The 25628-nt window shown below is 40.2% G+C and carries 19 protein-coding genes; 12 read left to right on the forward strand and 7 right to left on the reverse strand.

All coding sequences use genetic code 11. The features are described from left to right. Positions 1–7: 7 nt before the first annotated feature. The 5 genes from DK857_RS04170 to DK857_RS04190 all read right to left on the reverse strand — a co-directional run bounded on the left by DK857_RS04170 (position 8) and on the right by DK857_RS04190 (position 5042). The gene (locus DK857_RS04170; protein WP_109401617.1) at positions 8–823 is read right to left on the reverse strand and encodes an ABC transporter ATP-binding protein; all 816 of its coding nucleotides are present in this window, start codon (positions 821–823) and stop codon (positions 8–10) included. After that, on the reverse strand, positions 801–1670 hold the full coding sequence (opp1C, locus tag DK857_RS04175) for a nickel/cobalt ABC transporter permease (protein WP_109401618.1): 870 nt from the start codon (positions 1668–1670) through the stop codon (positions 801–803). The genes DK857_RS04170 and opp1C overlap by 23 nt, the downstream gene beginning before the upstream one ends. A gap of 2 nt (positions 1671–1672) precedes the next feature. After that, positions 1673–2599, reverse strand: coding sequence for a nickel/cobalt ABC transporter permease (gene opp1B, locus DK857_RS04180; protein WP_109395085.1), 927 nt, complete (start codon positions 2597–2599; stop codon positions 1673–1675). 71 nt (positions 2600–2670) lie between these two features. Continuing rightward, positions 2671–4245: a nickel ABC transporter substrate-binding protein gene (gene nikA / locus DK857_RS04185; protein WP_109401619.1), complete on the reverse strand. Its 1575-nt coding sequence runs from the start codon at positions 4243–4245 to the stop codon at positions 2671–2673. An 11-nt stretch (positions 4246–4256) separates the two neighbouring features. Further along, positions 4257–5042 (reverse strand): class I SAM-dependent methyltransferase, encoded by a 786-nt coding sequence (locus DK857_RS04190; RefSeq protein WP_109395087.1) that lies wholly within the window; start codon positions 5040–5042, stop codon positions 4257–4259. 412 nt (positions 5043–5454) lie between these two features. Between DK857_RS04190 and DK857_RS04195 the strand changes: the two genes are divergently transcribed. From DK857_RS04195 to DK857_RS04250, 12 genes are all read left to right on the forward strand, one after another. Continuing rightward, positions 5455–6972, forward strand: coding sequence for a vWA domain-containing protein (locus tag DK857_RS04195; RefSeq protein ID WP_109395088.1), 1518 nt, complete (start codon positions 5455–5457; stop codon positions 6970–6972). 579 nt (positions 6973–7551) lie between these two features. Continuing rightward, the gene (locus DK857_RS04200) at positions 7552–9027 is read left to right on the forward strand and encodes an SrfA family protein (RefSeq protein WP_109401620.1); all 1476 of its coding nucleotides are present in this window, start codon (positions 7552–7554) and stop codon (positions 9025–9027) included. A 3-nt stretch (positions 9028–9030) separates the two neighbouring features. Next, a complete protein-coding gene (locus tag DK857_RS04205; protein WP_109401621.1) occupies positions 9031–12015 on the forward strand; it encodes a virulence factor SrfB in 2985 nt (994 codons plus the stop codon). Further along, on the forward strand, positions 12012–14723 hold the full coding sequence (locus DK857_RS04210; RefSeq protein WP_109401622.1) for a putative virulence factor: 2712 nt from the start codon (positions 12012–12014) through the stop codon (positions 14721–14723). Before DK857_RS04205 ends, DK857_RS04210 begins: the two co-directional genes overlap by 4 nt. Positions 14724–14726: 3 nt before the next feature. Next, complete coding sequence (locus DK857_RS04215; RefSeq protein ID WP_109401623.1) at positions 14727–15737, forward strand: hypothetical protein; 1011 nt, start codon at positions 14727–14729, stop codon at positions 15735–15737. Positions 15738–15746: 9 nt separating this feature from the next. Beyond that, the gene (locus tag DK857_RS04220; RefSeq protein ID WP_109401624.1) at positions 15747–17750 is read left to right on the forward strand and encodes a vWA domain-containing protein; all 2004 of its coding nucleotides are present in this window, start codon (positions 15747–15749) and stop codon (positions 17748–17750) included. Continuing rightward, positions 17750–18442 carry an ABC transporter ATP-binding protein gene (locus DK857_RS04225; RefSeq protein WP_109401625.1) on the forward strand — a complete coding sequence of 231 codons (693 nt, stop codon included), beginning with the start codon at positions 17750–17752 and terminating at the stop codon, positions 18440–18442. Before DK857_RS04220 ends, DK857_RS04225 begins: the two co-directional genes overlap by 1 nt. Further along, entirely contained in the window at positions 18423–19658 is a 1236-nt protein-coding gene (locus tag DK857_RS04230; protein WP_227003117.1) for an ABC transporter permease, read from the forward strand. The genes DK857_RS04225 and DK857_RS04230 overlap by 20 nt, the downstream gene beginning before the upstream one ends. Next, entirely contained in the window at positions 19648–21204 is a 1557-nt protein-coding gene (locus DK857_RS04235; protein WP_193528585.1) for a formylglycine-generating enzyme family protein, read from the forward strand. The genes DK857_RS04230 and DK857_RS04235 overlap by 11 nt, the downstream gene beginning before the upstream one ends. 21 nt (positions 21205–21225) lie before the next feature. After that, positions 21226–21909, forward strand: coding sequence for a hypothetical protein (locus tag DK857_RS04240; protein ID WP_109395096.1), 684 nt, complete (start codon positions 21226–21228; stop codon positions 21907–21909). 17 nt (positions 21910–21926) lie between these two features. After that, entirely contained in the window at positions 21927–22415 is a 489-nt protein-coding gene (locus tag DK857_RS04245) for a hypothetical protein (protein WP_227003118.1), read from the forward strand. A gap of 258 nt (positions 22416–22673) precedes the next feature. Then, a complete protein-coding gene (locus DK857_RS04250; protein ID WP_109401627.1) occupies positions 22674–23225 on the forward strand; it encodes an Ail/Lom family outer membrane beta-barrel protein in 552 nt (183 codons plus the stop codon). A gap of 222 nt (positions 23226–23447) precedes the next feature. On the opposite strand, the gene chbG is transcribed toward DK857_RS04250, so the two are convergent. Then, positions 23448–24209, reverse strand: coding sequence for a chitin disaccharide deacetylase (gene chbG / locus DK857_RS04255; protein ID WP_109401628.1), 762 nt, complete (start codon positions 24207–24209; stop codon positions 23448–23450). 36 nt (positions 24210–24245) lie between these two features. Next, complete coding sequence (locus DK857_RS04260) at positions 24246–25601, reverse strand: 6-phospho-beta-glucosidase (protein ID WP_109401629.1); 1356 nt, start codon at positions 25599–25601, stop codon at positions 24246–24248. Positions 25602–25628: the final 27 nt, after the last annotated feature.

Below are 25628 nucleotides of genomic sequence, written 5' to 3' on the forward strand. Positions count from 1 at the left end.
GATGATATTAATCTGTTTTTTTATTAATCAATTGCTCAAAGCGTAATGAAAGCTGCCGGCGTGCATTAATTAAATAACGCGTATATTCTTGTGTTGGGTGTGATAAAACGGTTATTTTATCGCCACATTCAACCATTTTTCCTCTTTGCATGACGACTATATCGTCGGCAATTTCATTAACTAGCCCTAAGTCATGAGAAATAAAAATCAGTGTTGAGTGATGAGTTGTGACGACATGATGAAGCAATTTTAAAATATCTTGGCGAAGTGGTGCATCAAGCGCCGTTGTCGGTTCATCAGCAATTAATAACTTCGGTGATAAAGCAAGCGCAATCGCAATCATCACACGTTGCAGTTGTCCACCACTTAATTGATGAGGAAACGCCTGCATAATAGATTGAAATTGATAAGGAAAAACATGAGATAATGCCGACTGAGTTTCTTCTCTGGCTTGCTTTTTAGAATAGGAAAAATGGTAGGTTAAAGTTTGGCAAAATTGCTTTTCTATTCTCATCAAGGGATCGAAGGCACTCATACCATTTTGCACAATCACACCTAAAGATGTTCCTAATAAAGCTCGACGTTGAGAAAGTGCTTCATGACTGATTTTCTTTCCTTCAAAGAAAATCTCTCCTGACATCGCTAATTGTTCAGGTAGCAATCCCATAATGGCTTTACTCATCAAACTTTTACCACTACCGCTTTCTCCGACAATTGCTAATGTACGTCCTTGTTTTATCGAGAAAGAGATATCATCAATCAGTTTTTTTCCACTTTCTTGATGAAAAATAGAAACATGCTCAAACGTCAGTAAGTTGTTCATGCTTTTCTCCTACTGACTGACGATTATCGGGATCAAACACATCACGTAAAAAATCACCCCAAAAATTAAATGCGGTGACAACAAGGGTAATCGCGATCCCTGCGGGTAACATTTGCTCTGGATGTAGTACCATGACATTTTTTGCTTCACTGAGCATATTTCCCCATTCTGGCGTGGGTGGTTGTACACCTAACCCTAAAAAGGAGAGAGCAGATATCATTAAAATAACGCTACCAATATCCGTTGATGCTAAGACAATAGTTTCAGCAAAGGTAACAGGTAATAGATGTCGCCGTAAAATATGACTAGATGGTGCGCCAATGACCTGTGCATATGCAATGTAATTACGATGAGAATATTGACGAACAACCCCTCTGATCATTCTGGCATACCATGCCCATTTCACTAAAATAATGGCAATTAAGATATTACCAATACCCGGTCCCATTATTCCCACTAACGCTAAGATCATAATTTCTGCTGGAAATGACAAAACCACATCACATAACCGCATAATTAATGTATCTGTCTTGCCATGAAAAAATCCGGCTAACATTCCCATTAACCAACCAATTATTAATGTCACACTCATGGCTAATAAGGCATAAAATACCGTTGTTCTTACACCAAACAATAATCTTGAAAAGATACAGCGTCCTAAATTATCCGTACCTAACGGATAATCAAAACTCATTGGCTTAAATTTCAAACGTATAGAGGTTAATGTGGGATCATGCGGTGCCAACCAAGGGGCGAATATTCCTGCAATAACCACAATCATAATCACCAATAAGCACAATTGTGCGCTTTTATCTTTTGTAAGTCGTTGCCAAAACAGTTGCCACATCATTATCTCCTTAACCGTGGATCAGTCATCATTTGAATAACGTCCATCAGAAAATTAAAAAAGAGAAATAACAGTGACATTAATAAAATATAGGCTTGTATCATCGGATAATCACGACCAAATATAGCACTGATACATAGTCGTCCTATTCCCGGCCAAGCAAAAATATTTTCAATCACCACCGTACCAGCGATAAGCTTTGGAATGCTCATTCCCAATGCCGTTAAACTAGAATACAACGAATTACGCAAAATATGGCGACGTAAAATAAGGTTATCGGGTAATCCTCGCGCTTTGGCATAAAAGACATAAGGCTGATGCCATTGATTTAACATCGCACCCCGTAATAACCGTAAATAAGTACCGATATACCCTAAAGAGAGTGCCAATGCAGGCAAAATAACAGACTGTGGCGATAACATCCCGCTGACAGGCAACCAATCTAAATAAACAGCGACTCCCCAAATTAAAAGCAACCCTAACCAGTAATTAGGAATTGCCGTTAAAATAAACACAATGAAACGAATGCATTTATCCGTAAAACTTTGAGGTTTAGCCACACACCATAATGCTAAAGGTAATGCCAGAATAATCGTAAAGAATAGCGCCGTTGAGGCTAACCAAAGTGTTGGCGGTAATGCTCTTAGCATCTCTTGAATAACAGGGGTTCTTGTAAGAAAAGAAGTACCAAAATCGAGTTGTAAACCTGACATTAACCATAAAAAGTAACGCGTGAAAAAAGGTTTATCTAACCCTAACTCATGGCGCATACCTTCAATGGCTTCGGGTGTTGGTACTATTTCATTGACGCGTAACGCGACTTCCGCGGGATCAGATGGGGCTAACTCCAACAGAATAAAGGCTATAAATGAAATCATTAGTGCCAGTGGGAAGATAGCCAGCACTCTCCAGAATATATAACGTAGCATAAGGTTTGATCAGCGTGGCTCGTTAATATTACGAGCCATGCTTATTTTAGTTAATCCCATCGATGCATTAATTAAGGCTTAAAGCGCATCTTTTCAAACGGTATTTCATATTGAGATGGATTAAAGCCCACATTTTCTAATTCACTACGATGGATAGCTTTGGTACGTGAATAAGTTAATGGAATATAAACTGCTTGCTCTGCTAATGAGGTAAACAAGGTTTTATATAATTCCTGACGACGTGCTTCATTAGGTGTAATTAATAACTCACCAATCATTGCATCCAATTGAGCTTTATTTGCCAATCCTTTTTGCCCTTGATAATCCGCGTGAGCAGGTATTCTAAATGATGAAACAAACGAAGCCGGATCGTAAGGTGTTCCCCATGAGAGCGAATATTGCAAATCGAAATCACCATTTTTTTGTCTATCTAAATAGGCTTGTTTTTCTTCACCTAAAATAGTTAAGCCGACACCAATCTTTTTAAAGTCATCTTGAATAAGTTCAGCTATCTCTTTCTCAACAGCATTATTTACATTATAAGAGAGTAATAACTGTAATTTCTCACCTTGCTTCTCACGGATAGTCTTACCTTTTGGTAATACCCAACCTTCAGCCTCTAATAGATCAGCCGCTTTTGTAGGGCGATAAATATAGGTTGGCGAAGCAAAATCACAGTAAGGCACACTTCGCGCCATTAAAGTATCAGCAACTTTTTCGCTACCTGCTAAAATACCTTGTGCAATTCCTTCTTTATCGACCGCATATTGCAATGCTTGGCGTACTTTTTGGCTGGATGTCATTGCACGGCTACTATTGAGCACAATGGCACGAGACGCGATCGGTGCACTCATTTCAGTTTTGAATTTATCTGATGCCATAAGAGCTTCAAATGAATCCATATCTAACATGTCGCCATCTGCACCAAAAATAAGCTGAATATCCCCCTTTTGCAGAGAAAGTAACATAGTTTGTCTATCGGGGATCACTCTCCATATCACACCATTTAATACTGGCTTCTCTCCCCAATAGTTGGGATTAACTTTAAACTCAGCATATTGGTCTTTTTTATGCTCAGTTAATATCCAAGGCCCTGTGCCCACATAGTTCGTAACACCTGTTTTGGTTTTGCCATTAATAAAAGAATTCGGCGAAATAAAACGGAATGGGCGAGTTAAACCTAATTCCGTTAATGTTGGGTAGTAAGGATTTTTTAGATTTAATTTAACAGTGAATTCATCAACAATTTCAACGCTATCAATCTGACGAACTAACTCTAACCACGCATGACGTTCATAGTTGTCTAGTACCGCCTCAATGTTTAGTTTTACTGCTTTAGCATTAAAGGGCTCACCATCACTAAACTTCACATCATGGCGTAAAAAGAAAGTGTAGCTCTTTCCATCAGGAGAAATATCCCAACGCTCCGCTAAATAAGGTGCAACGCCTTTTTCGGTATTTAATACAAGGGATTCAAATACCATGTTTTGAGCTGCCATCTCACCAGAGTAGAGATGCGGGTTGATATCACGAATATCTTTTGTGCTGGCATAATCCAACATATTATTACTTTTGTCTGCTAATGCAGGAAAAGCACATGCCAGTGTTAATAATAGCGTTGGGAACACTGAAAGTAAGGGCTTCACGTTATTCTCCTTTAATTATCTATTCTTTGTTTTTGTGCGTGGATCATAAACATCGGTGTTGAACCATAATTGATTTTTTCTTCTTCGTTCCACACGAAATCACCAATACGAGTATCTATCATATATCGACTAAAACCGATTTCTAACAGGGTGTTTATATCCCATTGCGGACGTTTAATTTGACTTAATGGTAATTGGCGAGCAATTCGTTCCATCTCTTTGGTATCTGTATTGACGTAGTGATCTTCAACTTGCTTTTCAATTGAACGCTCTCTATCCGCCACAAAACCTTGCCAGTAGCTTTCATCAAAGAGATGTAAATACCAGTTAGCATCGAAATTAATTAAACTACCACCCGGTTTTAATACTCGAAACCACTCCGAATACGCTTTTTGAGGTGCTTTTAAATTCCATGTCACGTTACGACTGACCACTAAATCGAATTGTTCACTGGCAAAAGGCAATTGGTGTACATCACCGCGAACAAATTGAATATTTGCTTTGTGCGTTTGCGCATTTTGTTTGGCTTCCAGCAACATGCCTTCCGTTGCATCAATTGCCGTAACCTCATGACCTGATAACGCTAATAAAATGGCAAAAAAACCAGGCCCCGTTCCAATATCAAGCACTTTTAAGGTTTCACCTACTTTGGTATGCCCCAATAATAGATGACGCCATTTCTGTTGTTTCTCGCTCAGCAATTCCTGTTGATTCGACTCACTATAACTTTCAGCTCGGATATTCCAGTAGCGAGTTACATCATTAAGTAATTGGTTATTATTTATTTTATTTGTCATCAGAAACCTGCTGTTATATCAACGTAAAGAGAGGAATAAATTCCCCTAAAAGCGAATGATTTGGCTATTTTTTAGTGTGGGTAACATACCCTGTAACCCCAAGATGCTCTATGTGCTATATCAATATTCACCAGTACTCAATAAGGAAGATCTGCCAATTTGCGATCTCCCTCTTTAACATAAATGCGTCATCCTAATGGGTGTAAAGATAAATAAGCAAATGGATTATTTTCCCTGTTAAAATAGAGAAATAAATTGAGCGAATTTAGAAATAAAAAGTAATTCTGTCTTATATTAAAAAAGTGAGCGCTTTAATTTCACCTTTTTTATAAAACCGTTATAGTCAATAATATTACTATCTTAAATTTCTTTCTTTAAACGAATATAGCCGTCACATAAGGCTCTCGAAAATATGAATCGAATCTCACGATTAACGGCTGATATTACCCGCGCCGATTTTGCCTTAACGCATCAACAGCAATTACTTCAATTGCTGACTCAACATTTTCCGACTAAGTACCGCTCTCTATTTGCAATGCCAGAGAAAAAATCGGATGACGTGGTGGAGTGGTATTCTCCAGTTTCTGGTAATCCTGTCGCTTTAACATCGTTACAAGGACAAGAACAACAAGAAATAAGACGTATTTTAGATGAACGCCTTAACGATATTAAAACGCAAACGGCACTATTAGCATCACAAAATAGGATCACGGATGAAGAGCGCCATCTTTTAGATACGGCATCAACGCTTCCTGATAGCGAGAGTGTCTATGTTATTAATGGACAGCCCGTTATTACATGGTGGCCACGCACCACACCATTGCCCCCCCCTATTGCACAAGTTACTGCGGGTGCAAGTGCCGCGGCTGCGGGTGCCGCACTTGCCGATGTGCCCGCCAAAACACGTAATCGCTGGCTACGTTGGTTATTACTGCTGTTATTCTTACTGTTTTTGGTCTTACTGGCATCTTGGCTAAAAGGCTGTTTTGATCCGAAAGTGGTTCCTCCTGTGATTGAAGAGAAACCAGCCGTTGTCATACCGCCAAAACCAGAACCTATCCCTGAGCAAGAGCCTATTCCTGAACCCGTTCCAGAGCCTGTACCGGAGCCAGAGCCTATCCCAGAACCTGTACCAGAACCGGCTCCAGTACCTGCGCCTAAACCTGTGCCAGTGAAAAAACTCACGCCACTAGAAGCTTGTGTGCAAGATGAACTGAAAAAATCGGGTGTGACAGAGAAAACAGCAAATGCAACCTGTGAAAATCGCTTAGCCAGTAAAATAAAGCAAATGTGCCCAGCTGAACGTCCACCAGAGTTAGCACCTCAAGTGATCATTATTTTTGATGCTTCAGGCTCAATGGCATTGAGTATGAGTTTAACGGAAGACGATTTAGACTTTATTTCAAGCACAGGAAAACTGTTCGCGGGCTATGATGCAGAACCTCGTCGTATCACCGTGGCAAGAAATGCAGCAACAAAAATTATTAATAGCATTCCTTCTGATATGAAGGTCACCACGGTTGTGGCATCAGACTGCGGTGTAGTGAAATCAAGTCCAGCTTATGGCGGTAATGAACGCTCAAAATTGCTTAACTACATTAAACGTATTGAACCTGATAGTGGTACACCGTTAGCCGAATCTATTCAACGAGCTGGCTCTCTCATCAAGGGCAACAATCGTGACACGATTATTGTCTTGTTATCTGATGGGTTAGAATCATGCGATCAAGATCCATGCGCAGCAGCACGTACATTAAAACGCGCTCACCCTCGTGCCGTCATTAATGTGGTTGATATTTTAGGTACAGGTGCAGGTAACTGTGTGGCGAGTACCACTGGTGGAAAAGTCTTCACGGCGCGTAATGCTAATGAAGTTACTTTAATGACTCGAAAAGCGATTGAAGATTATATTCCAAAGAACTGTAAATAATGATTGATTACGGTTTCTAATATTTAATTCACCCTCTTTGGTTTCACATTGAGGGTGAATTTTTCACGTATTACGTGTATTTTATTATTATATTGGCACTGACAAACTCTATATCTTATCTATTTAAGACCATTCCTTAATTGCCTGTTTTTTTCTTTTCTCATTCTCTCATTATTCAGAATAAACCTATTTTGTGATTATAATCACAACGATGAGATGATCATCAATAGTTTATTCTTTTATAATTTGTCTTTTTTTTCTTCTATTTCATTATTTTTTAATGTAAAAGCCAATATATCGGTGATTTAATCCATGTATTTAAGAAAATATAGCGCAACCTGTAATGTCATTATTTAATTATGATAATCGTCATCTTAATATTCCCCCTTTCACTCAAGAAAAATAAAAAATCCTTTAATAATAATCAGTTAATTAACTCTAAATAATCCGCTAGATAGACACCCAATTTCTGATAATATAAAATGAATATAAATTTTATATCTTTATTTTTAGCCTTAAAGCCTATTTACGGATAAGCCAACTTACCCATAGATAATCTTGCCTAGCGGAATGATCGTCGTGAATAAAGCATTCTTACGAAGTGGTAAATTAGAAAGTTACCTCCCTATGGGAGAAAATGGACAGGCTGTTTATATCTCTGCTCTGCAGCTACGTGAAACCCTGCGTTTAAGAGGAAAGGCTCATATTTCTCAATGTCTTGCTATTCCTCAACCAAATGAAACTGGCGAGCGCATTGACTGGTATTCACCGATTGATGGCTCTGTTATTCCTTGGTCTGCGGCTTCAGAAAAAGAACGCACCGCCGCTTATGCGCGACTGAAAAAGAATCAAGATGATTTAATCGCCTTTAGTGAACAAGAACAGCAAAGGGCTGGAAGTAAAGAAAGTCAGCTTTTTGGTGCCCTGCTCAGCAAAACTATCCAATTTCCTGACGAAAACCATATTTTTATTGTTGATGGCCAACCTATTATTACCTTCTGGGGTTTTGTCAGTGCTAATCAACAACTTAGGGTTGATCCTGTTGCTTGTTTAAAACCTGCTGTAGCGCCAATCGCACCAACATCAACCGTAGCTCCACCAGTGCAAGAAAAAGTCATTATTACTGACACTAAGCGCCCTTGGTGGCGTTTCTTATGGTGGCTGTTACCTCTATTATTACTTCTACTCGCAATTTTCTTCTTAAGAGGCTGTTTTTCAACGCCAGCACTGCCTACAGTTGATATTAAAACGCCAGATATTGAAGTGTCTAAATTGCCCGAACCTACGCTTGAAAAGCCCAAAGTCCCCACGGTGGTGACTCATGACCATACCGTTGGTATACCAACAGGTACAGTTCACACAGGAACATTAGGCACCGTTGATGCCAATGGGAATGTGATTAATGGCACTGATGGGAACGGCACAGTAATTGATCCTAATACTGGTTTACCTGTGGTTGATCCTCAAATAGATAATAACCAAGGTGCTTTACCTGAAGGCGCAACGCCCGACAATGCACAAAAACCGAATGTACCTCCTGTTGATCCCGCAACACAAAATGAGCAACCGAAAACAGATACTCCTCAAAACGCAGGGAATGAGAACAACACGGCTAACCCTCCTGTTGATCCCAATGCACCACCAGATGTCACGCCACCAGCTACGGCTGATAACACAACACCACTGACTATCCCTGCAAATGCGTTAGCCAATGGCTCAACCCAATTCCTTAATGGCCAATGGAAAGCAGGTGCAGGTATTCAAGATCAAAAAACAGGTAAACCACTGAGCCTGAACTATCAATTAGATAATGGTAAAGGACAAGTCGTCATGACACGCAGTGATGGCGTGACCTGTAAAGCCCCTGTGAACGCAGCCGTCAATCAAGGTGGCCTGAATATAGATAACCAAGGTCAGGCTCTGTGTAGTGATGGCTCAAACTATTTGATGCCAAATATTATTTGCCAACCAGGAAGCCAAAATATTGCTGATTGCCAAGGGAAATATGAGAACAGTCAGCCATTCCCATTATCAATGAAGCGGGAGAATAATTAATTCATGTTAGCACCACTGACCGATTATAAAGATAAAATTACCCTTATCCGTGACAGCAATATTCAGTTTCTGGATTTCGGTTTTACGCTACCACAGCGCAAAGAGTACGGTGAGTTTGTTAAAAAAGGTGAAAACGGCCCGTTAATGCGACTCATCTATAATGAACGAGATGATAACTATCTTTACCCAGCACCTAAAAACCAGCCTCAAACACCGAGAGAGGCTGAATTTAGCTTCTCCCTTGAAGAGTCATTAACCCTATTAAATGACACATGGCTACCGGTGCCATTCTTCCGTTTTAATCCACCACGCGCATTCTCTCAAGGCCCTGATAACTGGGTAAGAATGATGTTCCATCAACTATCTGAGCCAGATGAAGATGGACATACACACCGCGTTGTTGTGGCATTTGATACTCGAATTGAACCGAATCGCGCCAATACAGCTTATCTGGCGCCAAACGAAGAAGATGTTCGCTCTGGTGTCGCTTTTGCGTTGGCTTATTTGGGCTATGAAGTTGAGAACTTCCTTGAAACACCGTGGATTGATGGTTGGTTAAAGGAAGTCTTTAGCGAAAGAGCGCTGGCAGTGACCAAGATGTACCATGATGAACTTGAAGATGCACTTAAAGAGTTTCAACATCAGGCACATTACCTTAATTTACTCAATATCTTAGGTGAGAAGTTACGCTTACCTGAAATCAAAATTAACGAAACCAAACCGCAAGAGCCCGCGATTGAAGTTGATCTTATTCTTGATGTGGGTAACTCACGCACCTGTGGGATCTTAATTGAAGATCACATCAATGATAATAAAGGGCTAACGCAACTCTATGAAATGACGCTGCGTGATTTAAGCCACCCTTATCAAATCTATAATGAGCCATTTGAAAGCCGTGTTGAATTTGCGCAAGCTGAATTTGGTAAACAAGATTTCTCAGTAAATAGCGGTCGCAATAATGCCTTTATGTGGCCGACGATTGGCCGCGTTGGCCCTGAAGCCAACCGCATGGCTGCGCAACGCTTAGGTACTGAAGGCTCAACGGGTATTTCAAGCCCTAAACGCTACTTATGGGATGATTCCCCGTATTCTCCGGGCTGGCGCTTTAGTCGCTCTTTTGGTCAGACAGACAGAGAGCCACTGGCAACCGCGGTTCCGATGACATACCTTCTAAACGATCACGGTGAGCCGTTATTCCGTTTAGAGCCTGACTTTCGCATGCCAGTATTTACGCCAAACTATACCCGTAGTTCATTAATGACCATGATGTTAACCGAAGTGTTAGCGCAGGCATTAACGCAAATGAACAGCCCTGCTCAACGCCTTAAAATGAGCCACGCAAGTGCACCTCGTCAATTGCGCAATATCATTTTGACTATTCCGCCAGCGATGCCAAAACCAGAGCGTGCCATTTTTGAAACGTGCATGGAAAACGCATTAGGACTCATTTGGAAAGCAATGAGTTGGGATCCAACTGACGAAAAACTGCGTTTTGATGGCAAAGATGAGCAATGTCGTATCCCAATGCCAAACATCCATGTGAAGTGGGATGAAGCCACTTGTGGCCAGTTAGTTTACCTCTACAACGAAACACAAATTAAATTTGGTGAACGTACTGAAGCCTTCTTTGCTAGCCAAGTGCGTGAAGATAACCGCGCATTAACGGGTGATAGCACGTTAAAAATTGCCTCAATTGATATTGGTGGTGGAACAACCGATCTCGTTATCACTCGTTATAAACTGGATACGGGCACAGGTAGCAACGTCAAAATTATTCCAACACAATTATTCCGTGAAGGATTCAAAATTGCGGGTGATGATATTTTATTAGATATCATCCAAATTTGTGTACTGCCAGCATTACGCACCGCATTAACGGATGCGGGTATTTCTGATGCCGATGCCCTGATGTCGTCTCTTTTTGGTAGTGAAGGTTTAGATGCGGGTCAGCAAGTATTGCGCCAACAACTTACCCTACAAATTTTTAATCCGATTGGGTTAAAGATTTTAAGCCAATACGAAAACTACGATCCATTAATTCCACATGAAGGCATTAACAGCACTTTTGGTGAATTACTTAACGTTCTACCGACAGAGCATGTACGTCGTTATATTGATGACGCAACCAATAAAGAGCTTGGTGGTGGCGAGAGTTTCTCCATTTTAAATGTGCCTGTACAAATTAACTTTGCGCAATTGCACGCCGAATTTATTTCAGGTGAACGCATTAATATCACGCGTAGTTTAAAAGCCCTGTGTGAAGTCCTTTATTACTACTCCTGTGATGTTTTACTACTGACGGGTCGCCCTTCTCGCTTACCGGGTATTCAAGCACTGTTAAAAGTATTACAGCCGGTACCGCCTTCTCGTATTCTGCCATTACATGGCTACAAAACGGGTGGTTGGTATCCATTCAACAAAAAAGGCCGTATTGACGATCCAAAATCAACAGCAGCGGTCGGTGCAATGTTGTGTTTAATGGCTGAAAATGCACGTTTACTCAACTTCTACTTCTCGACAGGTAACTTTAAAACTTACTCAACAGTACGTTATTTAGGGATGTTGGATAATAACAACACCATTTCTGATAATGACGTTTACTACCGTGATATTCAGGATAAATTTGAGCCCGATCCTGATACCTATTTTGAAGTCAGAGGCGGGATCCGTTTAGGCTTCCGTCAATTAGATAATGCCCGTTGGCCAGCATCTCCACTTTATACCTTACGCATTAAAAATCCAAAATTGGCACAGCAACTTAGCCAAGAAGACAGCGTATTGCATATCAAGCTTGGAGAAGAAAGAGGCGCTTCTGGCCATAATGATGACAATAAATCTGAAAAATTACGTATTGAAGAGATGGAGCTTATTAATGGCAAAGGTGGCGTTAATAAGAACGGTTTAAGCTTCAAACTCAATACGTTAGCAGATAGTGGAATTGGTGAAACATCCTATTGGCTGGATAGCGGGAGTGTATTAGGTAAATGAATATGATGGATGAAAAACAGTTAACAGCCAAATGGGATGCCATTTATCAAGGCGCGGGTAAAGCCATTGATTGGGTAACGGCAGTAAGAGGTAATGCACCTCGTTTAAATACCGAAGCCGATAGCCTTATCTATCGTCTACGACGTAGCCGTAACATGGCAAAAAATCTCAGTTTAGCGACACAACGACCAATGTCTGTGGGCTTTTTTGGTCTTTCTCAAGCAGGAAAATCGTACCTGATTTCAGCCCTTGCTGCAGGACAAGAAGGTCGTTTAAGAACCAGTATGTCAGGTAAAACCCTTGATTTTATCGACCATATCAACCCACCGGGTGGCGGTAAAGAGGCAACAGGCTTAGTGACTCGCTTTAGTCGCAACGCCACAAAAGGTACGCAAGAATTTCCTGTTGAGCTACACCTTTTTAGCGAAATTGAAATTGTTAAAATTCTTGCTAATGCTTATCTGTATGACTTTAATCAGGAAAAAATTGATTTTGAATTAGATGAAGAAAAAATTTCTCGTTTAATCAATTCTTTAAGTTCACAGCGTAGTGCCACTGCTGTTGCGGGTATCACCCACGATGATGTCGTTTCATTATGGGATTATCTGCAACGTCACGCCGAAAAAAGCCAGAAAAAATTAGCAGCAACCTATTGGCCTAAAGCGATTGAATTAGCGCCTTATCTCAGCATTGCGCAACGAGCTAAACTTTTTTCTGTTTTATGGGGCGATATTGCAGAGCTGACATCCGCTTATCAACGTTTTAGCACCACACTTGCCTCTTTAGGTAATGCATCTCTTGTTTTGGCTCCGCTCTCTTCTTTAGTCAAAGAGCAAGACGGCGTGTTAGTACAAAAAGACAGTATTATGAACGTAGATATGTTAGAACGTCTCAATACTGCCAATGATAGCCAGATAAGCATTTGTCCTGTTCATGGGGATCGTATTGATGCCCCTGTGACTCTTTCATTAGCAGAGTTAACTGCGCTGACGGTTGAATTAGTCGTTCCGTTATTAGATGCACCAAGTAAAGCCCTGTTTGAACACGTTGAACTGCTCGATTTTCCGGGCTATCGCGGTCGTTTAGGGGTTGAAACTATGGCTGATGTGCGTCGTCAGGTTAACGATGACAGTGCAAACCCGCTGGCACAGCTTATTCTACGGGGTAAAGTCGCCTATCTATTTGAGCGTTATACCGATAACCAAGAGATGAATGTGTTAGTGGTATGTACCGCATCAAACAAACAATCCGATGTAAAAGAAGTCGGTGCAGTCCTCACAGAATGGATCAATAACACGCAAGGTAAAGATGCACAAACTCGTGCTAAACGCCCTTCTGGCTTGATTTGGGCTATGACCATGTTTGATATGCGTATTACCAACTCCTTAACCATGAATGAAGCGTTATTACGCCAATCATGGGGTAAAGGTGGCATGATCAAAATGGCGATGTTAGAGCGCTTTGGCCAATATGAATGGATGTCATCAGATTGGATCAACGGTGAAGCGTTTAATAACACCTTTTTAGTACGTAAACCGGGCGTACCAACACCGTTTATTCAAATCAGTAATGGCAAAGAGACGTTTCTAAATGAAGACAGTATTTCTCAGCTACATCTGATGAAAAAAACCTTTGCTGAAGATGAAACTGTCCAACGTTATATTCGTGAACCAGACCAAGCATGGGATGCCATGTTGTCGCTTAACGATGGTGGTATGCAACGCCTTGCTGATTATCTTGAAACCGTTGCCTTAAAACCACTAAAACTTGAACGTATCAGTGAGCAACTGCAAGAAATTCAGCGTGATTTAATCGGTCATCATCTTGAAAAATGGTATCAATCAGGTGGTGAAGAGGAATTACAGGTAAAACGCCGCAATGCCGCCACTATTTTACGCTTTATGCAAAGTCGCCCTTATTTACAAGGTGCGTTACTGGATTACCTGTTACCGTCTCGCAAATCACTCTACGACCTGTATATGCAGGATAAAGAGGTTATCGATACACTTTCAGACAAGAAGGCAACACAAGCCCCTGTTTCCGCCTTTGCAGCTATGGAACAACCCGCTTTTGATCTCTTTAGTGATGCGCCAATCTCTCTAGTACCAGAAGAAGATGAAGCCCCTAAAGGTCACGGCAACGAGGTTACTTACCCTAAAAAAGTGATGGCATTATGGATAAACCATCTGCGTAGCCTGCCTGATAACAGTACTTTGTTAACCTATTTAGGCATCGATCAAGAAATTATGGTGCTGTTAGTTGATGAACTTATCACTGCTATCAACCGCCTTGGTGTTGAACAACGCATGCTAAAAACCCTTGCAGGGACAGAAGCCATTGCTCGTCGTGATGACTTAGCTGAACAACAATCATCTCGAGTTTATAATGTGCTGGGTGATTTTATTACTTGGTTTAATTTCAAAGATAACGGTGTTGAGAAGCCTGATAGCAAAATCAATGCTGGTCATAAGATCTTTGAAAGACCCGATAGTACTAGCGTGCAATGGGGTGATGATGAGCGTTTAGTCCGCTTACCGACCAACCCTGTTAACTATACCCTTTTATTTGTGATTGATTGGCTTATCGCTTTATCAGCGGTTATTACTGAGAATGCAGGGCATTCTGCGGGAAGAGAGATCAGTGCTGAGCAAAACGCACTATTAGGCCAAATAATTCAAACCATGAAATCATCCGTCGTGGAGTCATAATTCGTGTTTAATCCAGAATTAAAACCCGTACAACCTGCTCGTCCCGGCTTTGCGGTATTAAGTATTCGTAATTGGGAAGGTGACGCTTCCCCCGTTTATTTAAGTATTCAGCGTAACCAAGATCGCTATTTCTTAAATGATAAAGGGGAATGGGTAGGTAATGCCTTTTTCCACCAACTTTCACTTGAAGATGCTGATGATGGTTATCAAATCGTTCTTGATAAAACGCTCGTTGATCCCCTCGTTAGCAACTTACAGATGGCGTATCAATTTACGTTAAAAGACGATAACGAAACACAAGATATCGGACGATTACGTATTCGTGATGGCGTATTAGCCTCACAAGCACAAGGTCAGAGTGAAGCATTAAAATCAACGGCGACATTAGATAATCAGCCAGTTCCGCCTGCTCCTATTATTGAAGAAACTCCGCCGGAGCCAGAGCCACTCAAAATTGAACCTGAAGAAATAGAGCCGATTATCCCTGAAATCAAGGCAGATGAACCACCACAACGACCAATACCACCTGCACCGAAGAAATCGAAAATTGGCTTAATTTTGGCCATTATCTTGATCTTAATTTTAGCAGGTGTCTTAACATGGTTCTTCTTGCTAAGAGGAAATCCTGCTGGCGAACCTGCACCACAACCAACACCAGAACCCGCAACACCTAGTGTATGTAGTGTTGAAAATATGAAATCGGGTACAGCATTAGCCTTTGTACAAAGTTGCATACAGAGCCAACCGGATAGCAAAACTATTCTTGCCACTATTGAACAAGCGAAACAGAACAATCAATGTGATGTTGCTCAGCGTTTATATGCTTATAAAGCACAATCAGGTGATGTTGATATCGCACTGAATTACGCTCGTGAATATGATCCTGAAACCGCATCGGCACAAGGTTGCTTTAGTGCAGACAAAGAAACGGCTATTTATTGGTACGAAGCGGTTCTTAATCATGACTCACAAAACAGTGACGCAAAAGCGCGTCTTGAAGCTTTGAAAAAATAGGAAAGTCTCATGAAAAAGGCGCATTGGCTTACTCTTATTCTTAGCGGTTTAATTCTGACAGCGCCAGCAAGTGCTGAAGAGAAAAAACCGTTACTACAAGAGGGTAAAAAGACTCTCTATCAACGTGTATTAACTTATCCAGGTTGCCAAGTAGCTGACACTATTGGCGCAAAAGGTAAAGAGCAACCTGCATTTAGCCGTTTTTATGTTTATCAACGCCAAAAACAAGGTGCCAACGAGTGGCTACAAGTTGGCCCTGATAGCTTAGGGCATATCAGTGGTTGGATGAATGCAAGTTGCACATCAGAGTGGAAAATGCAGCTAACACTCGCATTTACTAACCCTGCGGGTCGTAACCCAATGCTGTTTTTCAAAGATAAGCAAACAGTTGAAAGCTTACTTGAAAGTCCAACCCCTGAAAAACAGTACAAACCCTTTTTAGCAGATATCAAAAACCAGAAAGTGAATCCGGCTGTTTTAGCAAAAGAGCCAGATTATATGATTGATCAGAAAAGTAATTTCTATCTGTTACCTGTATTAGGCTCAGATGAAATCTTTACTGATGCAGGCTATAAAGTGCGAGTACTCAATGTGGCCTCTGTCTCTTCTCAAACTAAAGACAGCAAAGACGCACAGAATGCGAATGCAACGCCAAACAGTGCAAAACCTACAACACCTAACAGCAAAGATGCTGACAATATGATGCAAGGCTTTTCTGCCGCAGTCGTGTTTGTTATCGACTCAACCATATCAATGGATCCTTACATTGATAGAACCAAAGAAGCGATTCAAAAGGTTTATGCGCAAGTCGAAAAAGACAACATGTTGGATAAGGTTAAATTTGGTTTAGTGGCATTTCGCTCTAATATCAAAGCCGTTCCTGCATTGGAATACGACAGCAAAATGTTTGTAAATCCCAATGATGTAAAAGACGGCCCTGATTTCCTAAATAAAGTTAAAGAATTACGCCAAGCTAAAGTCTCAAGTAGTCGTTTTGATGAAGATGCTTATGCTGGTGTAATGCAAGCTCTTGATGATGTTGATTGGACACGCTTTGGTGCGCGTTACGTTATTTTAATCACCGATGCAGGCGCATTAACGGGAGATGATCCTCTTTCATCCACTAAACTCGATGCGGAACAAATTCGCCAAGAAGCGGCTTATCGCGGTGTTGCACTTTATACTCTGCATTTAAAAACTCCATCAGGTGCAAAAAATCATGCGTCTGCTCAAACGCAATATGAAGCATTAACGCTTAATCCATTCTTACACAAATCCCTTTACTACCCTATCAACTCAGGGGATGTAAATAGTTTTGGTCGTATGGTAGATAGTTTAGCAACCGCTGTAACCACTCAAATTCAAACGGCTTATCGTGGTGAAGCCACCGTAGGTAGTGCATTAAATGCCGATCCTGCCTATAGCAAAAATAAAGAAACAGATGCCTTACTAAGTGATGCACACGATTTAGGTTATGCAATGCGTTTAGCTTATTTAGGTGAGAAGCAAGGCACAAAAGCACCTCCTGTTTTTAAAGCATGGATAAGTGATCGAGATTTATTACAGCAAAATATCCCAACGACAGAAGTGCAGGTTTTACTGACTAAAAGTGAGCTTAGCGATTTAAGTGATGTGATGAAAAAAATCGTTAATGCCGCTAATGAAGGTTTGATCTCTCCTGACAATATGTTTGCTGATTTACGCTCGATTGCAGCCACTATGGGTAACGATCCAAATCAAATCAAACAAGGTTCAGCGACCAAATTGGGTGAAATGGGCTTACTCGGTGAATATGTCGAGAATCTCCCTTATTTAAGTGAAGTGCTTGGCTTAGATGAAGAGACATGGAAAAGCTGGGATGGTCTTGCGCAAGAGAAATTTATTCGTCGTCTAAATACGAAATTACAGTATTATCAACGTTATAATGAAGATGTTGATCGTTGGATATCCCTTGCACCACAAAGCGATCCTCGCGATCATGTTTACCCTGTTCCACTAGAAAACTTGCCTTAATGATCCAGATTGAAGGCATGGCAATTACGCGTGGTGATGCGCAACATGGTTTTCGTGTTGCGCTTCCTTCATTGACTCTTGAAAAAGGGGAAATCGGCGCACTAACCGGATTAAGTGGTTGTGGTAAAAGTACCTTATTAGAAATGATAGGGTTAATCTTGCACCCAAATGAATTAACCCATTTTCAACTCAGTGATGATTTAATTATCACACAAGCAGTACTCAGTAATGAACAAGCTCAACTCGCATCATTACGTGCTGAGAAATTGGGTTTTATGCTCCAAAGTGGCGGATTACTTCCCTTTTTAACCGTCATGCAAAATATTCAATTACCTCGTAAGATGCTGGGATTAACACCACACTCCGCTTGGCTTGATCACGCCATTGACTATTTACAATTACGCCCTTTACTTAGTCGTCTTCCTCGCCAACTCTCCATTGGTGAACGTCAACGCGCAGCGTTTATTCGTGCAATCGCTCATGAGCCCGCTTTATTACTGGCTGATGAGCCTACAGCCGCTCTCGATCCTCATAATGCGCAAGCGTTGTATGCATTGATTGTTGAAATGGTAAAACAGCTCGGTATCTCTGCGCTGGTTGTCAGTCACGATTGGTCTTTAGTCGAGCGTTTTGGATTTAGCCACTATCATGCACAACTACAAGGGGGCGGTAGTGTCTTTATCAAACAATAACATTAATCCCAATCGCCTTGGCTTACTCAGTTCACTCGCTTGGCGAGACTTAATTTATGATCGCAAAGTTGCGCTCTGTATTGTGTTCTCTTTAGTCTCCGTTATTGCTCCACTGTTACTGCTATTTGGGCTAAAAAACGGCATTGTGACGCAACTTCACAACCAACTCTTAAATGATCCGCGTAACCTTGAAATACGTATGTTAGGCAATGGCAATTATCCACAAAGTTGGTTTAATGACATTGCACGCAAAGATGAAGTTCGATTTGTTATCCCATTAACACGCAGCTTAAACACTCAAGCTGATATTGTGATTGATGGTCAACGTTTTATTGATAATGCAGAAATTATCCCAACAGCAAAAAACGATCCTTTATTAGAAGATGTCGAAATTCCCCAAAATACAGACACCTTAGTGCTCTCTGCCAATGCAGCACAAAAGCTACAGGCGAATGTAGGCGATAATGTGCGCTTATTTATTAGCCGTAAGCTTAATGGCGTTAATGAACGAGCCAAACGTACCTTTACTGTTGGCGCCATTATCAGTGATAGCAAATTCTCAAGAGCGGCAGCCTTTGTTTCTCTTGATGTTTTAGTGGCAATGGAAGATTACCGAGATGGTTATCAAGCGCCTATTTTTGGCGTAACAGAAGGCACTGAAGCGAAGCCAAGAACCCAGTTTGCTAAAGCTCGTCTTTATGCAAAAAATTTAGATGCCATTGCACCACTAGATGATTGGTTTAGACAACAACACATTGATGTGATGACACAAAAAAGCCAAATAGACTCTGTAAAAGCAATCAGCTACGTGCTTAATGTTATTTTTTCCGTGATTGCTTGGGTATCACTGTTAGGCTGTATTGCCTCATTAATTGGCGCATTCCTTGCCAATATTGACCGTAAACGTAAAGATATGGCGGTATTACGCCTGTTGGGTTTTCGTCAATTTGCAGTCTCTTTATATATTGTACTGCAAGCACTGTTATTAACGAGCGTTGCCTTTATTTTAGCCCTTGGGCTTTATGGCATCGGTAGTACCTTATTCACCACATTATTAGGCACACATTTACCTGAACAAGCCTTTGTTTGTCAGTTAACGTTTTGGGATTTATTGATTGCCATGTGCAGTGCCTTACTGGTGGCCTTAGTCGTGGCAAGTATTGGCGCACTGCGTGCCGTTTCGATTGAACCTGCGGAGAGCTTACGTGAAATTTAATTTATCGCTTCTAACTTTATCATTCGCGCTGTTATCTAGCAGTTTTACCGCATCTGCCAAATGGGACGATAAATTCGTTAATCCAAAAGCGTTGCCTGATGATGTTACCTTGCCTTTCCCTTGTGAAGGTTCAATGGTTTTTCGCCAAGTCACCATACCCTTAAGCCAGCCATTACAAGATTACAGTGTGACCTTAGGGCAAGAAGGTGATGAATGGGGCTATTTAGAACAATCTCGAGCAGAACATATTGCAGGTAGCTTTCCATTAAAAGGCAAAGAAAAAGGCCGTTACTACCTTATGGCGAAATACCCCGTTACCGATCTGCAATATAACGCCATGCAGAGCGTAATTAATGGTAAAGAGTGCCCCGTTGCTTCAAATAAATTACGGTTACCAAAAGTGAACATCAGTTGGTATGAGGCGATGCAATTTGCTGACCAATACAACCAATGGCTAAGAAGCAATCATCCCGAAGCGTTACCTGTTGAAGATGGCGCAAAAGGTTTTGCAAGATTACCGACAGAAACTGAGTGGGAATTTGCGGCACGTGGCGGTTTAAAAGTCTCAGCCTCCGAGTTTCGTGATATACGTTTTCCAATGCCAGAAGGTACCAAAAACTATATTTGGTCAGCAGGTAGTCAATCTGCTAATGGCTCATTACAACTCACCGGTTTGTTATCACCCAATCCATTAGGTTTACATGACATGTTAGGTAATGTCGCTGAAATGATGTTTGAGCCTTTTAGATTAAATAAACTCGACCGCTTACACGGACAAGCGGGTGGCTTTATTGTGCGTGGTGGTAGCTATCTCACCCCAGAGAGCGATATGCGCAGTTCATGGCGTCAAGAAGAGCCTTATTACACCAACACTGGTGCAAATAAAAATAAATATACAGGTTTTCGTTTAGCCATTGTTGCCCCTGCGTTGACATCACGCGACAAAATTAAAGAGATAGAAAAAGAGTGGCAACAATTAGGGAATGAGAAGCCAGCAAACAATAACTCAAAAACTAATAGCGATAACTCCATTAATAGCCTGAATACGCTCTCAACCCAAATACAAGATGAAGCGCTGAAAAAACAGTTAGCTGAATTGAAAAATACACTTCGAGCAAATGCACAACTGCGTGATGAGCAACGTGATCAGGCTATCCGTACTTCACTGCAATTAGGCGCTTTTTTATGTACCAAATTAAAAGATGATGGCGAATTCTATGATCGATTAATTGCACTGCATGAAAAAAACTGCCCTGCGGGCACAAAAGATGCCACATGTGAACGACGCCAAGAACAAGTAAACGAACATAAGAAAACCCTCGACTTTGTCGTGAGTTATTACGCAGACACATTAGTGGATATGGCAACCACATATGATGCCTCTTTAGTAAAACCTCAAGTTGACGTTGTACGCCAATTGATGGAAGCCAGAGGTAAATCAAATTTAAATACGTACCTTTCAACATATATGCAGGGACTCCAAGGATATTGGGCTAACGGTAAAGTTTCACGGAACGAATGGCTTGAAGCGTGCAAAAAACAATAACAGAGACTTTGGGATAGGTGTATGAATAAACGACTTATGGCGGTACTTAGCATTAGTGCCGTACTTGCTTTATCAGGATGTCAAAGTAACAGTGGGGCGGATCCCCGTTTGAAAAATAACAGCGATATGGAATTTTTCAGTAAATCAGGTATTACAGCTTGTGCAGGAGGGGCGGCTATCGGTGCATTAGGCTGTTTAGTCTCAAATTCGAGCAATAAAGGCGCATGTATGCTCATTGCGGCAGTCGCTGGTTGTGGTGTCGGTATTGGTGCCAATGCCTATTTAGATAACAAACGCCAAAACTATGCTTCTAAAGAATCGATGCTCAATTCGATGATAGACGATGTGAAAAAAGAAAATCAGCATCTACAACGAGCATCAAATACAGCAAGAGCCGTTATTAATGACGATAAGAGAGCACTGGCGAAAATTGAGCAAGACATGAAGCAACAACGTCTCAATAAAGTCGCAGCTGAGAAACAACTGAAAGGTATTGATGCCAATATTGTAGCACTGCGCTCTCGCTTAGCGGATATGAAAAAACGCGAAGCTGAATGGCGAGATATCGCAGCACAGAGTCGCCAAGATGGCCTAAAAACCGCTCAACTTGATAAGCAAATTGATGGGATGAAGAAACAAGTGGCCTCTTTACAAGAAGAACTTGATAGCCTTTATACTCAGCGTACAGCAATAAAACTTAGTTAACGTTAAAAAGGATGATAATGAAATTTTTACCTCTTTCTCTTGTTGGTATGACATTACTATTAAGTGGTTGTGTCACCAATCCCGCTGATTGTGATCCAACAACCGGTGATGTTAGTATAATTACTAAGTTTAATTGTAATTATTCAGGGACTTATGACAATCGTATTGAGCAAAAACAAGCTATTCTTGCTAATGAGAAAGCATTAAATACTGAGTTTAGAGCAGTTCTTGCTGCTATCGAGAAAGAAAAGCAACAAACTAATGCCTCTCTCAAGAGTAAGCAAGCAAGTCAACAAGCTTTAAATCAATCAATGAATAATCTGTTAAATCAAATTCGCCAAAAAACGAAAGGGCAAAATGATATTCAAAAACAGATCAATGAAATTGATAGACAAATGAAGGCAGCGCAAAATAATCCTTCAAAATCAGTCATGCAAAAGCAACTTGAATTAGATAATTTACAAAATCAAGTAATTAGTTTGCAAAGTGATTTAGGGCTTAAATAAACCTAAAAAGGCTCTCTATCATTATTTAGAGAGCCTTTTCTTTATTTTTATTCTTGTCTTTTATATATTCTCATAGTGATTTATATTTATATAATATAATTAACAATATAATATTGATAATAATTAACGGATCACTTTAATAAAAAAGCCTTATTTCAATAAGAGTGCTCTTTTTTATTCCATTAAAAACAGACACATTATTATAATCCCTTCCGCTTAATAGCGTGTTCTTATTATTTTACTTATGGGATATAACTAATGAAAAGAAAATTACTATCAACTTTATTTATAACTGGTTTATTAGCCACTTCCTCTGTTTATGCTCAAAACGATTTTAAATTAGAGAAAACCACACTTTCAGCAGGTTATGCACAAGTCAAAATGGCAGGCCAAAATCCAATGCATGGAGGTGTTTTTTCTATTCGCCAAGAAATCAATTCACAATTTGGTATTTTAGCAACAGCTACTTATGCTCAAAATGAATACGACTTAAATAAGCCGGTTAATACTTTCTTTAAAGACGTAAATGCACGTTATTACTCTGTTATGGCAGGCCCTACAATACGTCTAAATGATTTTATTAGTGTTTATGGAGCTGCGGGTATGAGCCAAATACAATTTAAATCTGAAAGTTCAGAATTAAAAAAACTAAAGAAAAATGCATTTAGTTGGGGTGCAGGTTTAATCGTTAACCCAGCAGAAATGGTTTCTATTTCTCTTGGATATGAAAATAGCCGTTTTAAATTTAAAGATGCCGATAGTAAAATTATTTTAGATGGCTTTATTGCCAATATTGGTTATCGTTTTTAATTAATATAAAGCACATATTATTTTATGGTATGTGCTTATTTTATTTTCACATTAAAAGGAATTAATTAATTTTCAGTAACTTAATTATTATTAATTAATAAAAACACGTAAAAACAAAAATACCTCTGTCTAATAAAAAACAGAGGCAAAAAACTATTCAAATTATAATTTCCAAAGACCCACACCAGGTAATAACACAGACACCGATTGTCTAAAAACCCACTACATTAAATCTTGATACGTTCCTAGCTGATAACCTCTTTCCAAAATCGCATGCTTTAATGCGCTATCTGTTAATACTTCAAGCTCTGTTAAACGCTGAAAACAATAACCACTTGCACGCAATGGATTATCCACAAAAGCAGGATGTGTCATCACTTCAATAGAATGTTCATGACGCGCTTTCGATTCATCAAGCACCTTTAAAAACAATGCTTGAGTGATTTCATCTCCATAAAATTGACTATCAAAGCCATCACTACTAATCACACCTCGAGTATCAATTCCTTCTTTATGTGCAAGTGGCCTATCAACTCGCATCGGTAATGATTTTTCTTTGGCAAACTCCGCCACAATAGGGAAAATTTGCTTAAACATATGCACATGATGGTGACTATCAATATGGTCTGGAGCACAACTAAAGATCTCAATAAAACGCTGATATTGTGCGTTAAGCTCAATACGAATTTCATCAAGCGGTAAATCACCCTCTTCTGCCATTTGCCACACCCATTTTCCTAATACACCTTCACGCGTTAAAGAAGGTAAAGAAGACAGCGGTTTACCCATCGTCAAAGTAAAATGAAGCCCAACACCTAAACCGGGCAATTCATGGCGCAATTGTGCTGCGTGTTCAATTCCTTCGGCATTGACAAGTGCCGTTGTTGAACTAACAACACCATGACGAAAACACTCTGCAATGCCATAGTTTTGGCCTTTACTAAGCCCAAAATCATCCGCATTCACAATTAATAAACCAGCCATTCTGTCTCCTTATTACTTATTTTTCTCTACCGGCAATTAATGAGAGACTTTTTCTAACTCAGCAATCGCTTTAGCAAAATTCGGTAGATGTGCCTTATGCGCTAATAACATTTCACGCGTAAGTACTTCTGCATCTTTATCTGAAAGTACCAGTGGTGTTAAGTTCATTGCTAATAAAGCATCATTTAATTCGCCACTAATAGCCGCTTTACTCGCCGCGATTTCAAAAGCTTTGATGGTATGAATTAATCCCATCACTTTTTCATCAAAATGCGTTAAACGTGGATGAGGTTTAGCGCCATCACGCCCTAAAATAGCCGTTACTTCAATTGACCAATCTGCTGGAATATTATCGATATGGCCATGATGAGGAATATTCACATAATGCTCAGCTTGTTTATCATTATAAATAGCGTTAATCACTTCACAGGCTGCGTCAGAATAATAAGCACCACCGCGTAATTCCAGCTCTTTTGGTTTGATATTTAAATCAGGATCTCTATACAATTCAAACAGTTGTTTTTCGACTTTCTGCACCACTTTAGCGCGAGCACCACCTTTATAGTATTCCCCCATCTCAATCGCCAACATCTCTTTTTGCTTGAAGTAATACAGCAAATAAGAGCATGGCAGCATATTAAGAGAGCGGATCAATCCTTCACTAAATGGTAGGTCGAAAATATTTTTCACAGAGCCTGCAGTTAATGTTCCTGAAGCCACACCGTCTAATAATTCAGGAAAACGGGATTGACCATTTACAATGACATCTTTAATAAACACCATATGATTTAAGCCAAACAAATCGATAGAGAGTTCATCTTTTTCCGTCAGCTTCAGAACATCTGTAATAAACATCTTCATACCGATTGGAATATTACAAACTCCAATAAATTTCTTAAAGTTGGTATGACGATAAACCGCTTCTGTTACCATACCTGCTGGATTAGTAAAGTTAATGATCCACGCATTAGGGCAAATTTCTTCAACATCTTTAATAATATCGAAAATAACAGGAATAGTGCGCAAACCTTTAAATAGACCACCCGCACCATTGGTTTCTTGTCCTAAATAGCCATGACTTAAAGGAATAGATTCATCAAACTCTCTTGCTTTCAATTGACCAACACGCAATTGTGTTGTGACAAAATCAGCATCTTTTAATGCTTCACGGCGATTAAGTGTTTTATAAATGGTTAAAGGAATACCTGCTTTTTTTACCATGCGTTGGCAAAGCTCAAAAATAATATCAAGCTTCTCTTTCCCTTCTTCAACATCCACTAACCATAACTCTGTGATTGGTAGTTCATGATAACGCTTAATAAAACCTTCTAATAATTCAGGCGTATAACTGCTTCCACCACCAATGGTAACAACTTTTAATTTATGACTCATAAAATACTCCCATACAGCGTAATAGTG

The organism is Proteus terrae, from assembly GCF_003144325.1.
Lineage (GTDB): Bacteria > Pseudomonadota > Gammaproteobacteria > Enterobacterales > Enterobacteriaceae > Proteus > Proteus terrae.

Excerpts from the sequence above, each read along its gene's own strand:
- DK857_RS04170 (WP_109401617.1), bottom strand. The coding sequence starts at position 823 with ATGAACAACTTACTGACGTTTGAGCATGTTTCTATTTTTCATCAAGAA.
- chbG (WP_109401628.1), bottom strand. The coding sequence starts at position 24,209 with ATGGCTGGTTTATTAATTGTGAATGCGGATGATTTTGGGCTTAGTAAA.
- DK857_RS04205 (WP_109401621.1), top strand. The coding sequence starts at position 9,031 with ATGTTAGCACCACTGACCGATTATAAAGATAAAATTACCCTTATCCGT.
- opp1C (WP_109401618.1), bottom strand. The coding sequence starts at position 1,670 with ATGTGGCAACTGTTTTGGCAACGACTTACAAAAGATAAAAGCGCACAA.
- DK857_RS04195 (WP_109395088.1), top strand. The coding sequence starts at position 5,455 with ATGAATCGAATCTCACGATTAACGGCTGATATTACCCGCGCCGATTTT.
- DK857_RS04250 (WP_109401627.1), top strand. The coding sequence starts at position 22,674 with ATGAAAAGAAAATTACTATCAACTTTATTTATAACTGGTTTATTAGCC.
- DK857_RS04245 (WP_227003118.1), top strand. The coding sequence starts at position 21,927 with ATGAAATTTTTACCTCTTTCTCTTGTTGGTATGACATTACTATTAAGT.
- DK857_RS04225 (WP_109401625.1), top strand. The coding sequence starts at position 17,750 with ATGATCCAGATTGAAGGCATGGCAATTACGCGTGGTGATGCGCAACAT.
- DK857_RS04260 (WP_109401629.1), bottom strand. The coding sequence starts at position 25,601 with ATGAGTCATAAATTAAAAGTTGTTACCATTGGTGGTGGAAGCAGTTAT.
- DK857_RS04190 (WP_109395087.1), bottom strand. The coding sequence starts at position 5,042 with ATGACAAATAAAATAAATAATAACCAATTACTTAATGATGTAACTCGC.
- DK857_RS04220 (WP_109401624.1), top strand. The coding sequence starts at position 15,747 with ATGAAAAAGGCGCATTGGCTTACTCTTATTCTTAGCGGTTTAATTCTG.
- DK857_RS04240 (WP_109395096.1), top strand. The coding sequence starts at position 21,226 with ATGAATAAACGACTTATGGCGGTACTTAGCATTAGTGCCGTACTTGCT.
- DK857_RS04210 (WP_109401622.1), top strand. The coding sequence starts at position 12,012 with ATGAATATGATGGATGAAAAACAGTTAACAGCCAAATGGGATGCCATT.
- opp1B (WP_109395085.1), bottom strand. The coding sequence starts at position 2,599 with ATGCTACGTTATATATTCTGGAGAGTGCTGGCTATCTTCCCACTGGCA.